Source organism: Citrobacter sp. Cpo045 (assembly GCF_030332875.1).
In the GTDB taxonomy this organism is placed as follows: domain Bacteria; phylum Pseudomonadota; class Gammaproteobacteria; order Enterobacterales; family Enterobacteriaceae; genus Citrobacter; species Citrobacter portucalensis.
Genome location: NZ_JAOWGZ010000103.1, coordinates 517,016 through 529,932, shown reverse-complemented (window position 1 = coordinate 529,932; position 12,917 = coordinate 517,016). Strand labels below are relative to the sequence as shown.

The window sequence follows — 12,917 nt, the reverse complement described above, 5'->3', positions numbered from 1 at the left end:
AACATGTCATTATCTTTGGTTCACCTGTAACGACAGGAGCTTAATCTGCACGGCCCATATAGCGACGTTCTTCGATATGAATACGGATTTTTTCACCCGCACTCAGATACTCAGGAACCTGGATCACCAGACCGGTGCTCAGGGTTGCTGGCTTGTTGCGCGCACTCGCTGAAGCACCTTTGATCCCCGGTGAAGTTTCAACGATTTCCAGGTCTACGGTCTGCGGCAGTTCAAGCGCCAGCAGTTGGCCGTCCCAGGTCAGTACCTGCATGTCCGGCATACCGCCTTCCGGCATGAACAGCAGCTCTTCTTCAATCTGGTCTTTGGTGAAGGTATACGGGGTATAGTCTTCTTTATCCATAAAGATGTATTCGTTGCCATCGACGTAGGAGAAATCAACGCCACGACGGCTCAGAGTGACGGTATCGACGATATCGTCGCCTTTGAAGCGCTCTTCAACTTTCAGACCGGTACGCACATCAGAAAAACGCATTTTGTACAGCGTGGCAGCACCACGTGCAGACGGTGATTGAATATCGATATCTTTTACAATCAGCAGCTTGCCGTTGTAGTTCAGTACCATACCTTTTTTAATTTCGTTCGCTCTTGGCATCGAAAAAATCCTGTAGTGGGGAGTGTCTAAAATATCGCGTAAAACTACTCGCGCCGGGGCATTCAGGCAAGCGGAATTCATGCTTTTGCTGGTGCAAAAAAGGTGGTACTGTGCCCTTCCCGCACAATCCGATGGTTTACGATAAAGAGAGTACTGTATGGAATGCCGTCCGGATTGTGGTGCATGCTGCACCGCGCCTTCAATCTCCAGTCCCATCCCCGGTATGCCTGATGGCAAGCCCGCTAATACGCCCTGCGTTCAGTTGGATGAATCCCTGCGTTGCAAAATTTTTGCGTCGCCGCTACGACCAAAGGTGTGCGGCGGTTTACAGCCCAGTGCGGAAATGTGCGGGCGGACGACGCACCAGGCCATGGTTTATCTCATCGAGCTTGAAGCGCTAACCGCGCCTTAAACGTCCTTGATGCGCGTCAGGCACACGACGGTGGCGACGATCATCACCAGTGCAAACCAGAACACCGCGTGATAGTTCCAAATTTCAGCGGCAATCCCCGCCAGCGATCCGGCAATAATCCAGCCCACGCGAATGGTATTCGTATAGAGGGTGGTGGCTGAACCCGCCTGTCCCGGCATCAGATCCTGGAAATAGAGCATACCAATCCCGCCGAGAATACCGATGTAAATCGCGTTCAGCAGCTGTAAGCCAAGCAATATCGCCGGAGAGTGAGCCAGCAGCATACCGGCATAAAAGAAGAATCCGGCAACGACGGCAATTCTCATCAACAGACGTTTACCCAGACGCTTTGCAAAATAGCCAGCAATCAGCATGGTTGGGATTTCCAGTCCGGCTGCGGTGCCCATCATGATGCCAGCCAGTTTTTCCGGCAGATGCAGTTCGTTGATGATAAACAGCGGCATATTAATGATATAGAGACTATTGGTTCCCCACATTAATGTGCAGATAACAAACAGCAGCAACGTGTCGCGTCGATTGCGGCGCGGGGCCTCAACTGCGCCTGTCGCGAGAGGCACGTTTTTACTCATTGAGGGTAAAAACAGCCAGACCATTACGCCGCAGACAACAAACGCCACCGCCGCGCTGAGATACATCACCGTAAAGCTGAATCCCATGGCCAGCGCGTAGGCCAGCGGCGGGCCAATTACCCAGGCTAGCGAAACCTGCGCACGTAATATTGAGCTGAACATGACGGCTTCCCGACCTGTGCGGTCGGCGTGTTCACGGGCGAGAGCAAACATTTGCGGGTTGGCGGTCGATCCAAAGCTGCTGAGGAATACCCCGACAAACAGCAAGATAAAATAATTACGGTTCCAGGCGAACAGCATGCAGGCCAGCATCCCCAGCACGCAGCAAAACACAATCAGGTTCTTGCGATCGCCTTTTCTATCTGAACGTCCGGCCAGAAACTGACTTACCAGAATACCGATCACAGCGCTTCCGGTAAAAAAGAACCCAACCATGCCGGGACGGGCGTGGACTTCATCCGTCAGAAAAAGGCTGAGCGTTGGCGTCTGCAACGCACCGGCGATACCCGTCAGAAATGCGACAAGCAGGAACGCCGAAGACGTTAAATCAAACGCCTTGGGTGTGGCGGCTACGGGGGTGTTATGCATGTTTTGATATCAATGATGTGAAGAGACGCGGAGTTTACGCCGCTTGTCAGAAAATAAACAGGGAGCCAAATCAAAATCGGCATCAAAAATCAAAATAGCATTTCAGTCAAAGAATGCTGTTTGCTGACGTTGCTGAATCTGACAAGCTGACGGCGTTTTTGCGTCAGCATTTTTTACTCCTTCGCAGAGAAAATGTGCGTTATCTCTAAATTCAGCAAGTAATTTGTCAACTTTACTTGTGTGCTGAAGAAAAAAGAGCAAGACTTCTTGAAACGTTTCAGCGTCATCTTGCCTTAGCTGATGGAGTCGGGTGGCGCCTTTTTTCTCATGTTGGCTGAATCGTTTCAATTCAGCGGGAGAGGAGAATCATGTTCCAGTTATCTGTTCAGGATATTCACCCGGGCGAACAGGCCGGGAATAAAGAAGAGGCTATTCGCCAGGTTGCCGCTGCCTTAGTGCAGGCGGGTAACGTCGCGGAAGGCTACGTCGATGGCATGCTGGCGCGCGAACAACAGACGTCCACGTTCCTCGGCAACGGTATTGCGATTCCTCACGGTACGACGGACACGCGCGATCAGGTACTGAAAACCGGTGTGCAGGTATTTCAGTTTCCACAGGGCGTGACCTGGGGCGAAGGGCAGGTTGCTTATGTGGCAATCGGTATCGCCGCAAGCTCTGATGAACACCTCGGTTTACTGCGTCAGCTGACACACGTGCTGAGCGATGACTCCGTCGCTGAACAGCTGAAATCTGCGACCACGGCGGAAGAACTGCGTGCGCTGCTGATGGGTGAAAAGCAAAGTGAACAGCTGAAGCTTGATAACGAAACGCTGTCGCTGGATGTCGTGGCCAACTCGCTGGTGACGCTGCAGGCACTCAACGCGGCGCGGCTGAAAGAAGTCGGTGCGGTTGACGCCACCTTTGTAGCCAGAGCAATCAATGAGCAGCCGATGAATCTTGGTCAGGGGATCTGGCTGAATGACTGTGCTGAAGGTAACGTGCGTAGCGCCGTTGCGGTCAGCCGTGCAGCAACAGCGTTCGATGTACAAGGTGAAGCGGCAGCCCTGCTGGTGACCGTCGCCATGAATGACGATCAACCGGTTGCGGTGCTGAAGCGCCTTGGCGATCTGCTGCTGAATAATAAAGCTGACCGTTTGTTGAAAGCTGATGCGGCAACGGTGCTGGCGCTGCTGACCAGCGATGACGCCTTAACTGATGATGTACTGAGCGCCGAATTTATTGTGCGCAATGAGCATGGTTTACATGCCCGCCCGGGCACCATGCTGGTGAATACGATTAAACAATTTAACAGTGAAATTACCGTGACAAATCTTGATGGAACCGGCAAGCCGGCGAATGGACGCAGTCTGATGAAAGTTGTGGCGTTAGGCGTGAAGAAAGGACATCACCTGCGCTTTACTGCACAGGGTGAAGATGCTGAACAGGCGCTGAAGGCGATTGGCGAAGCCATCGCGGCAGGTCTTGGGGAGGGCGCGTAATGAGCAGACGTGTTGCTACTATCACCCTTAACCCGGCCTACGACCTGGTGGGTTTCTGCCCGGAAATTGAACGCGGTGAAGTGAACCTGGTTAAAACCACCGGTCTGCATGCGGCAGGGAAAGGGATCAACGTCGCTAAGGTTTTGAAGGATTTAGGTATCGATGTCACTGTGGGTGGCTTCCTGGGTAAAGACAACCAGGATGGTTTTCAGCAGTTGTTCAGCGAGCTGGGCATTGCCAACCGTTTTCAGGTCGTGCAGGGTCGTACCCGTATTAACGTCAAGCTGACCGAAAAAGACGGTGAAGTATCTGACTTCAACTTCTCTGGTTTTGAAGTTACCCCGGCTGACTGGGAACGCTTTGTGAATGATTCGCTGAGCTGGCTGGGCCAGTTCGATATGGTGTGCGTCAGCGGCAGTTTGCCAACCGGCGTGAGCCCGGAAGCCTTCACCGACTGGATGACGCGCCTGCGTAGTCAGTGTCCTTGCATTATCTTTGATAGTAGTCGTGAAGCGTTGGTAGCAGGTCTGAAAGCGGCACCATGGCTGGTGAAGCCAAACCGTCGCGAACTGGAAATCTGGGCCGGTCGTAAGCTGCCGGAAATGAAAGATGTGATTGAAGCGGCGCATGCGCTGCGTGAACAGGGGATCGCTCATGTGGTGATTTCACTCGGCGCGGAAGGTGCGCTGTGGGTTAACGCCTCAGGTGAGTGGATTGCTAAACCGCCGTCAGTTGAGGTGGTCAGCACCGTCGGCGCGGGTGATTCAATGGTTGGCGGTCTTATTTACGGTCTGCTGATGCGTGAGTCCAGCGAACATACCCTGCGTCTGGCGACGGCTGTTGCCGCCCTGGCGGTAAGCCAAAGTAATGTAGGCATTACCGATCGTCCTCAGTTGGCCGCAATGATGGCGCGTGTCGACTTAAAACCGTTTAACTGACAGCAGGAGAGGCATAATGAAAACGCTGCTGATTATTGACGCTAATCTCGGCCAGGCTCGCGCTTACATGGCGAAAACCCTGCTTGGAGCGGCGGCACAGAAAGCACATCTGGAAATTATTGATAATCCGAATGATGCCGAACTGGCAATTGTTCTGGGCGATACGCTTCCTGCCGACAGTTCGCTGAACGGCAAAAAAGTCTGGCTGGGCGACATTGGTCGTGCGGTTGCGCATCCTGAACTCTTCCTCAGCGAAGCTAAAGGCCATGCAAAACCCTACAGCGCCCCGGTTGCAACAGCACCTGTGGCCAGCAGTGGTCCAAAACGCGTGGTGGCGGTGACGGCGTGTCCGACCGGTGTTGCTCATACGTTTATGGCCGCTGAAGCGATTGAAACAGAAGCGAAAAAACGTGGCTGGTGGGTGAAGGTTGAAACCCGAGGTTCTGTTGGTGCAGGTAATGCCATTACGCCGGAAGAAGTGGCTCAGGCTGATCTGGTGATTGTGGCCGCTGACATTGAAGTTGATCTGGCGAAGTTTGCCGGCAAACCGATGTACCGCACCTCTACCGGTCTTGCGTTGAAGAAAACCAAGCAGGAGCTGGACAAAGCGCTGGAAGAAGCAACACCGTACCAGCCAAGCGGTAAAGCGCAGACTTCAGCAACCGAAAGTAAGAAAGAGAGCGCGGGGGCGTATCGTCACCTGCTGACGGGCGTCTCTTACATGCTGCCGATGGTGGTTGCTGGCGGTCTGTGTATTGCACTCTCGTTCGCTTTTGGTATCGAAGCGTTTAAAGAGCAGGGGACGCTGGCGGCGGCGCTGATGCAGATTGGCGGTGGTTCAGCCTTCGCGCTGATGGTGCCGGTACTGGCAGGTTATATCGCGTTTTCCATCGCTGACCGTCCGGGTCTGACGCCGGGTCTTATCGGCGGTATGCTGGCGGTAAGCACCGGTTCCGGCTTTATTGGCGGTATTATTGCTGGTTTCCTTGCCGGTTATGTGGCGAAGCTTATCAGCACGAAGCTGAAACTCCCGCAGAGTATGGAAGCGCTGAAACCGATCCTGATCATTCCGCTGTTCTCAAGCCTGGTGGTTGGTCTGGCCATGATTTACCTGATCGGCAAACCGGTGGCGGGTATTCTGGAAGGTTTGACTCACTGGCTGCAAACCATGGGTACGGCCAATGCGGTGCTGCTTGGCGCGATTCTTGGCGGCATGATGTGTACCGACATGGGTGGTCCGGTTAACAAGGCGGCGTATGCTTTCGGTGTGGGTCTGCTGAGTACGCAAACTTATGCGCCTATGGCAGCCATTATGGCTGCGGGTATGGTACCTCCGCTGGCTCTGGGTCTGGCAACGCTGGTTGCGCGTCGTAAGTTCGACAAAGCGCAGCAGGAAGGTGGTAAAGCTGCTCTGGTACTGGGCCTGTGCTTTATCACCGAAGGGGCAATCCCGTTCGCTGCCCGTGACCCAATGCGCGTTCTGCCTTGCTGTATCGTTGGTGGTGCGATTACCGGGGCTATCTCGATGGCGGTGGGTGCGAAGCTGATGGCGCCACACGGCGGGCTGTTTGTCCTGTTAATCCCAGGCGCAATCACGCCGGTGTTAGGATACCTGCTGGCAATTATTGCCGGTACGCTGGTAGCCGGTCTCTCCTACGCGGTGCTGAAGCGCCCGGAAGCTGAGGTTGTGGCAAAGGCGGCCTGATTTAACGTCGATACCAGGGGCAGAGAATTCTCTGCCCCTTTTTTTATGTTTTTACCTATACCGTTGCAGCATCGCCACAATAATCCATCCAGCCTTAATAAAACGGGTCAGGCAATCATTGGCGCGATGATAAAACCAAAGGCAACGCCAGCAATGATCCCACCCAGTCCTGGCAGCATAAACGGATGGTTTAAGACATACTTGCCCACGCGCGTTGTCCCTGTGGTGTCGAACTCCATTGCCGCCAGCGAAGTCGGGTATGTTGGTAGAACAAACACCCCGGTTACCGCCACATAGGAGGCCAGAATTGCCCATGTAGGCACGCCGAGCGCAACGGCCAGAGGGATGATCAGCGGCGTGGTGGCGCCTTGCGAGTAGAGAAGCGCGCAGGTACCAAACAACACCAGTGCCAACAGCATAGGATAAGCCCGTAGAATATCGCCTGCGATATCCTTAATCTCCGCTAAGTGGGCATCAATGAAGGTCGTTCCCAGTGTAACAATCCCGAGAATGACCGCCAGTGAACTCATCCCTGATCGAAACGTGGATGTCAGGACAATAGCATCGGTTGATGTTTTGCATAACACCACCATCAGGCAAGCGGCAGCCAACATACAGATAATGATGATATCCCGGGTATTCATTGGGTTGCCTGCATCGAATCCAGGGCGTAGCTGCGGGCAGGCGGCAAGAATAACGATGACGACCGTTGCCAGCATAAACAGGGCGACTGAGAGTTTGGCACCCGGCGTAGTGCTGTTTTGCCCTTCATATTTACGCACTAATCCTTTTTGCAGGCGTTCCAGATAGACTTCATCATCCTGTAGCTCGCATCCCTGACGTGAGGCGATAAAAGCGGCAACCATCGCGGCGACAAACGAAGCTGGCAGACATACCGCCATGACCTGAATAAAAGTGATACCGTTGCCTTCCATAATGGTCAGCATAGCCGCCATTGCGGCACTGATCGGTGAACCGGATATCGCCACCTGAGAGGCGACTACGGATCCGGCGAGCGTACGAGAAGGGCGGATACCTGACTCTTTGGCGACTTCGGCAATCACTGGCAGGGTAGAAAATACAATGAACCCTGTTCCGGCCATAATGGTCATCGACCAGGTGATAATCGGTGCAATAATATTGATATATTTGGGGTTACGCCGCATGAAATTACCGGCAACGCGAACCAGATAATCCATACCTCCTGCGGCCTGTAGCGCCGATGCTGCCACGACAACTGTCATAATAATGAGGATAACGTCAACGGGTGGCGAGCCAATTTGCAGATCAAATCCCAACGTTAAAATAGCCAGCCCCAGACCACCGCATAAACCGATACCTATTCCGCCGAGGCGGATACCAAAAAATATTGCACCCAACACGACGATAATTTCTAACCAAACCATAATGGCCTCCGCCAGAGAATAATTTGTTATTAAAATAAGTGGTTGTTTAATGCTTTATTAATCTGGTGACGGCTGTTATTGCGCCAGAAGATGATGTTTGCCAACTCGTTTTTCGTACCATTTAATACCGGCGCGAACTAATGATCCGGTTGAGTCAATATATTTATCTGGAGACTTTCTGACTGCTTCGGCAAGAATGACGGGGACTTCAGTACATCCCAGTACAATGATTTGTGCGCCGCGTGAGAAGAGCACTTCAGCCTGTTCATTCATCAGCGTTTGTGCCCGCTTAAGGTCGCCGGCTTTTAAGCAATAAATACTTTCCATGACCTTTTCCTGACCGGATGAATCAGGACTGATGCAGGTTAAACCAAGAGATTCTATGCCTTTTTGGTAGAGTCCCATGTAAAGGGTGGCGTTAGTAGCAAGTAAACCGATACGTGATTTTCCGCAGTTTTTGACCTCATTCATGGTTGTTTCAACGATACTGAGTAACTCTGTATGACAGCACTCTTTTAATTCATTAAACCAAAAGTGGGCGGTATTACAGGGGATCACAATACACTCCGCACCAGCATCTTCCAGTTTGTGCATATAATCACGCATTGCCGGAAGTGGGGAATGACCATGATGCATTAACGCATCAGTTCGGTCTGGAATATCAGGGATGGATGAAATAATTAATGGGATATGTTCCTGATCGCGTTGTGCTGCGGTAAAGGTGACGAATTTATTAAAAAGATCGACGGTTGCAGCAGGCCCCATACCACCAAGTACGCCAATTAAACCTTTCACGATATATACCTCTAATTTACCGATATTTAATATTCAGAGCTGGTGTCTATCTGGTGCTTATGTTTAACAGCAGAGTGTCGTGAGGAGAAATGCAATAATGTTTGGTTCAATGCAAAAAACGCATGAGTGTGATGTCTTTTACCACCTCAGCAGGCCGGTAATCAGCCAGAGGCCCGACATTACGCGGTGGATGAGCGGTCGTGGTCGATGGGTAAAGAAACATGTTAATGTCAAAAACGAAGGTATTATGCAAAAAACGAATCACCAGATGCTGATGTTGAATATCATCACCGGGAATATTCAGGCATGATGCTTAAGACTAATCGACATATTTAAACATCCGCGTGACAGGCATGAAAAATATCGAGACAAAATGGTTATATGATTTTCTGACGCTGGAAGCGTGTCGTCATTTTTCTCAGGCCGCAGAGGAGCGCAACCTATCCCAACCGGCATTTAGTCGGCGGATCAAGGCGCTCGAATCCGCTGTTGGGGTGCTGCTGTTTGACCGTACGACAAGTCCACTGCAGCTGACGGAGGAGGGTAAGTTATTCCATTCGCAGACCCGTAGCCTGCTACAACAGCTGGAATGCAATTTAGATGAGCTAAGCGGTCACAATCTGCTTGGCGTTCCCAATATCAAAATAGCGGCGGCACATTCTCTGTCGCTGACGATGTTGCCCAGATTAGTACATTCAATGTCGGCATGGGGCGAGGAGTTTGTTTACCACGTCGAAGCGATTGATGTAGTCCAGGCGGTGAATACATTGCGCGAAGGGAAAAGTGATTTCATTATCTCCTTTCGCGATGAAGACTTAATGCAGTCACCTTTCTGCGGCTTGAAGGTTTTTGAGTCTGAGCTGTATCCCGTCTGTGCTGCGGATGCACAGGGTAAGGCGTTGTTTGATATCTATCAGCCGCAGGTGCCGATTCTGAACTATACCAGCACTTCCTACATGGGAAGATTGGTTAACCGTCACCTGGCGGAGGTGGGCAGTATTTCAGCGCGTACGCTGTTTATGTCTTCGATGAGTGAGCTATTGAAGAATATGGCATTGGATGGTCATGGTATCGCCTGGCTGCCAGCGTGGACGATCGTGAACGAACTACGGGATAAGCGCCTGGTTTGTCTGGACACGCCGGAGTTGATGGTGCCAATTCAGGCCTATATTTACCGAATGGATACCCGTTTGAATAAAACGGCTGAGCATTTCTGGCGGATTTTGTACAACCATATGCCAGAGGATCTGGTTACGCTCACTTGATACGCGCCAGCTTGTCTGGCGCGCGGGGATCGTTACGCCACTGCTTTTTCTGTTTGCTGGGCTTTCAGCCAGGCGATCTCTTCGGCCCATATATCCGGATTAATGGTTTCCAGTACCAGCGGAATACCGTCAAAACGATTATCCTGCATAATCCAACGGAAGGCATCATGGCCAATATTGCCTTCACCCAGGCTGTGATGACGGTCAACGCGACTGCCAAACGCGCTCTTGGCGTCGTTCAGGTGCATACCGCGTAGATACTTGAAACCGACAATACGTTCAAATTCCGCAAACGTCTTTTCGCACTCTTCTGCGGAACGCAAATCGTACCCCGCCGCGAAAGCGTGGCAGGTATCAATACAAACGCCAACACGGGACTTATCTTCGACGCCGTCGATAATGGCGGCCAGGTGCTCAAACTTGAATCCCAGATTACTACCTTGTCCGGCGGTATTTTCGATAACTGCCGTCACGCCCTGGGTCTGAGCGAGGACGATGTTGATGGATTCGGCAATGCGCGCCAGACATTCATCTTCCGGGATCTGCATCAAATGGCTGCCCGGGTGAAAGTTCAGCAGGGATAAGCCCAGCAGTTCACAGCGTTGCATTTCATCAAGAAACGCATCACGCGATTTTTCCAGCGCATCGCTGACCGGGTGACCGAGGTTAATCAGGTAACTGTCGTGAGGCAGGATTTGTGCGGAGGTGTAGTGGTACTTCTCGCAGGCAGATTTGAAATCATCAATGATTTCGGTGGTTAGCGGCGCAGCACGCCACTGGCGCTGATTCTTGGTGAACAGGGCGAATGCGGTCGCTTCGATTTCTGCGGCTCGAATAGCGGCGTTAGCCAGACCGCCAGCGGCGCTTACGTGCGCTCCGATATATTTCATAAATTTAACCCGCCATACTCAAATACAAAAAGGGAGAGTATAGCGGGTTAATGGAGGTGAGTCGTGATCGTTTATGCCATCAGGGCGTGGACAGCGACGTTAATCGCACCACCACCGACAATCAGCCAGACAAACAGCAGCAGGGCCATCAGTAACGGTTTGGCACCGGCTTTTTTCAGTGCGCTAACGTGAGTGGTTAACCCCAGTGCAGCCATCGCCATTGCCAGCAAAATGGTATCCAGCGTTACCAGCATGTTCACAACCGACTGCGGCAGCAGGTGGAACGAGTTAAAAATCGCGACCACAATGAACAGGATGGCAAACCATGGAATAGTGATTTTGCTTTTCTCACCGCCCGTAGCCGGAGACAACTGTTTAACGCGTGCGGCCAGGAGGATGAGGAACGGTGCCAGCATCATGACACGCAGCATTTTGGCAATAACCGCGGCGTTTTCTGCATCCGGGTTAATGGCGTGCCCGGCAGCCACTACCTGTGCTACTTCATGCATGGTGGAACCAATGTAAATGCCGTAGGTTTCTGGGCTAAACCAGTGTGCCAGCAGCGGATACATTGCCGGATACAGGAAGATAGCGATGGTACCGAAGATCACCACGGTGGCAACAGCGACGGTTACCTTACTGGCTTCCGCTTTCACTACCGGCTCGGTTGCCAGCACGGCGGCGGCACCACAAATGCTGCTCCCCGCGCCAATCAGCCAACTGGTGTGGCGGTCCAGACCAAACACTTTCTGCCCCAGGAAGCAGGCAATCAAAAAGGTACTGCTCAGCGTTAACACATCAATCACGATACCGCTGACGCCGACGTCAGCAATTTGCGCGAAGGTGAGGCGGAAACCGTAGAGGATAATCCCCAGACGTAATAAATGTTGTTTAGCAAACAGCACGCCGCCGTCACAGCTTTTCCAGATGTGCGGATAGACGGTGTTGCCGAGGACCATCCCCAACAAGATTGCTAAGGTGAGGGCGCTGAACCCGGCACCTGCGACGGCGGGAATAGATCCACCCCATAAGGCGACCCCAGTGATAACTGCACTCAGGGCAAGCCCCGGAATAAAATGCCACGCTGTACGACGATGAGTCTGCAAGGTGAGTTCTGTCATATCCTTCTCCTTTATCTGGGTAAAAGAGTACGGCGAAGTGGTTTAAAAATAAAATTGATTATATATTTATAATTAATCTCTATAAGTGGTAAGTAACGGATATCCGGTGGAAAACGACTATGCATATCACCTTGCGACAACTTGAAGTGTTTGCTGAGGTACTAAAAAGCGGTTCAACGACCCAGGCGTCTGTCATGCTGGCATTGTCGCAATCGGCGGTGAGTGCGGCACTTACCGATCTGGAAGGGCAACTCGGCGTGCAACTGTTTGACCGCGTCGGCAAACGGCTAGTGGTCAATGAGCACGGGCGTTTGCTCTACCCACGAGCGTTGGCGTTACTTGAGCAAACGACCGAAATCGAGCAGCTTTTTCGCGAAGATAATGGTGCCATTCGGGTCTATGCCAGTAGCACCATTGGTAACTATATCTTGCCTGCTATGATCGCCCGTTATCGGCAGGATTTTCCTGATTTGCCGCTCGAGCTGAGCGTGGGTAACAGTCAGGATGTGATCAATGCTGTGCTTGATTTTCGGGTAGACATTGGGCTGATCGAAGGGCCGTGTCACAGTACTGAAATTATCTCTGAACCGTGGCTGGAAGACGAGCTGGTGGTGTTTGCCGCACCGTCGTCACCGCTCACAAAGGGGCCTGTTACGCTGGAACAGCTGGCGGCTTCGCCGTGGATCCTGCGTGAGCGAGGATCCGGTACGCGTGAACTGGTGGATTACCTGCTGTTGTCTCATCTGCCGAGATTTCAGATGGCAATGGAGTTGGGTAACTCAGAGGCCATTAAGCATGCGGTACGCCATGGTCTCGGGATCAGCTGCTTGTCGCGTCGGGTCATTGCGGAGCAGCTGCAGGCGGGAACGCTGAGCGAAGTTCCCGTGCCGCTGCCGCGTTTAGTCCGCACTCTCTGGCGCGTGCATCACAGGCAAAAACACATCTCCAATGCCATTACGCGATTTTTGCATTACAGCGACCAGGTCGAGCTGGGCGAATAGGGCGCTTACAGTCGTAAGGTCATCTCTGTAGAACGGCGGTTATATCTTAACCGCTGTGCGCCGCATATTTTCTGCTTTACTTATAATCCGCGGC

12 protein-coding genes are annotated in these 12,917 nt (G+C 52.3%); 6 read left to right on the top strand and 6 right to left on the bottom strand.

Going from position 1 to position 12,917, the window contains the following annotated elements; translation table 11 throughout:
- Window positions 1–40: 40 nt before the first annotated feature.
- On the bottom strand, window positions 41–613 hold the full coding sequence (gene yeiP / locus OGY13_RS18545) for an elongation factor P-like protein YeiP (RefSeq protein ID WP_003027452.1): 573 nt from the start codon (window positions 611–613) through the stop codon (window positions 41–43).
- Between the two features lie 157 nt (window positions 614–770).
- On the opposite strand from yeiP, the gene OGY13_RS18540 reads away from it, so the two are divergent.
- Window positions 771–1,025, top strand: a complete 255-nt coding sequence (locus OGY13_RS18540; protein WP_008785278.1) for a YkgJ family cysteine cluster protein — start codon at window positions 771–773, stop codon at window positions 1,023–1,025.
- Here the strand turns inward: OGY13_RS18540 and setB are convergent.
- Window positions 1,022–2,203 (bottom strand): sugar efflux transporter SetB, encoded by a 1,182-nt coding sequence (gene setB, locus OGY13_RS18535; protein WP_213752772.1) that lies wholly within the window; start codon window positions 2,201–2,203, stop codon window positions 1,022–1,024. The genes OGY13_RS18540 and setB overlap by 4 nt on opposite strands.
- Window positions 2,204–2,571: 368 nt before the next feature.
- On the opposite strand from setB, the gene fruB reads away from it, so the two are divergent.
- From fruB to fruA, 3 genes are read left to right on the top strand one after another with little or no spacing between them, the layout of a single operon-like run.
- Window positions 2,572–3,702 carry a fused PTS fructose transporter subunit IIA/HPr protein gene (gene fruB / locus OGY13_RS18530; RefSeq protein WP_003834546.1) on the top strand — a complete coding sequence of 377 codons (1,131 nt, stop codon included), beginning with the start codon at window positions 2,572–2,574 and terminating at the stop codon, window positions 3,700–3,702.
- Complete coding sequence (gene fruK / locus OGY13_RS18525) at window positions 3,702–4,640, top strand: 1-phosphofructokinase (protein ID WP_003834544.1); 939 nt, start codon at window positions 3,702–3,704, stop codon at window positions 4,638–4,640. Before fruB ends, fruK begins: the two co-directional genes overlap by 1 nt.
- Before the next feature lie 16 nt (window positions 4,641–4,656).
- On the top strand, window positions 4,657–6,345 hold the full coding sequence (fruA, locus tag OGY13_RS18520) for a PTS fructose transporter subunit IIBC (RefSeq protein WP_213752771.1): 1,689 nt from the start codon (window positions 4,657–4,659) through the stop codon (window positions 6,343–6,345).
- Between the two features lie 107 nt (window positions 6,346–6,452).
- On the opposite strand, the gene OGY13_RS18515 is transcribed toward fruA, so the two are convergent.
- Window positions 6,453–7,751, bottom strand: coding sequence for an anaerobic C4-dicarboxylate transporter (locus OGY13_RS18515; RefSeq protein ID WP_008785273.1), 1,299 nt, complete (start codon window positions 7,749–7,751; stop codon window positions 6,453–6,455).
- A gap of 75 nt (window positions 7,752–7,826) precedes the next feature.
- The gene (gene cuyB / locus OGY13_RS18510) at window positions 7,827–8,546 is read right to left on the bottom strand and encodes a cysteate racemase (protein WP_048234902.1); all 720 of its coding nucleotides are present in this window, start codon (window positions 8,544–8,546) and stop codon (window positions 7,827–7,829) included.
- Window positions 8,547–8,899: 353 nt separating this feature from the next.
- Here cuyB and hypT point away from each other — a divergent pair, with 353 nt between their 5' ends.
- Window positions 8,900–9,811: a hypochlorite stress DNA-binding transcriptional regulator HypT gene (gene hypT / locus OGY13_RS18505; protein ID WP_020996669.1), complete on the top strand. Its 912-nt coding sequence runs from the start codon at window positions 8,900–8,902 to the stop codon at window positions 9,809–9,811.
- Window positions 9,812–9,843: 32 nt separating this feature from the next.
- On the opposite strand, the gene nfo is transcribed toward hypT, so the two are convergent.
- A complete protein-coding gene (gene nfo / locus OGY13_RS18500; protein ID WP_032944004.1) occupies window positions 9,844–10,701 on the bottom strand; it encodes a deoxyribonuclease IV in 858 nt (285 codons plus the stop codon).
- Between the two features lie 71 nt (window positions 10,702–10,772).
- On the bottom strand, window positions 10,773–11,822 hold the full coding sequence (locus OGY13_RS18495) for a YeiH family protein (protein ID WP_008785269.1): 1,050 nt from the start codon (window positions 11,820–11,822) through the stop codon (window positions 10,773–10,775).
- A gap of 119 nt (window positions 11,823–11,941) precedes the next feature.
- Here OGY13_RS18495 and yieE point away from each other — a divergent pair, with 119 nt between their 5' ends.
- Entirely contained in the window at window positions 11,942–12,823 is an 882-nt protein-coding gene (yieE, locus tag OGY13_RS18490) for a DNA-binding transcriptional regulator YeiE (RefSeq protein ID WP_003834519.1), read from the top strand.
- Window positions 12,824–12,917 lie beyond the last annotated feature (94 nt).

Bases quoted from the DNA above. Each gene is read 5' to 3' on its own strand.
- yeiP (WP_003027452.1), bottom strand. From the start codon at position 613: ATGCCAAGAGCGAACGAAATTAAAAAAGGTATGGTACTGAACTACAAC.
- OGY13_RS18540 (WP_008785278.1), top strand. From the start codon at position 771: ATGGAATGCCGTCCGGATTGTGGTGCATGCTGCACCGCGCCTTCAATC.
- setB (WP_213752772.1), bottom strand. From the start codon at position 2,203: ATGCATAACACCCCCGTAGCCGCCACACCCAAGGCGTTTGATTTAACG.
- fruB (WP_003834546.1), top strand. From the start codon at position 2,572: ATGTTCCAGTTATCTGTTCAGGATATTCACCCGGGCGAACAGGCCGGG.
- fruK (WP_003834544.1), top strand. From the start codon at position 3,702: ATGAGCAGACGTGTTGCTACTATCACCCTTAACCCGGCCTACGACCTG.
- fruA (WP_213752771.1), top strand. From the start codon at position 4,657: ATGAAAACGCTGCTGATTATTGACGCTAATCTCGGCCAGGCTCGCGCT.
- OGY13_RS18515 (WP_008785273.1), bottom strand. From the start codon at position 7,751: ATGGTTTGGTTAGAAATTATCGTCGTGTTGGGTGCAATATTTTTTGGT.
- hypT (WP_020996669.1), top strand. From the start codon at position 8,900: ATGAAAAATATCGAGACAAAATGGTTATATGATTTTCTGACGCTGGAA.
- nfo (WP_032944004.1), bottom strand. From the start codon at position 10,701: ATGAAATATATCGGAGCGCACGTAAGCGCCGCTGGCGGTCTGGCTAAC.
- OGY13_RS18495 (WP_008785269.1), bottom strand. From the start codon at position 11,822: ATGACAGAACTCACCTTGCAGACTCATCGTCGTACAGCGTGGCATTTT.
- yieE (WP_003834519.1), top strand. From the start codon at position 11,942: ATGCATATCACCTTGCGACAACTTGAAGTGTTTGCTGAGGTACTAAAA.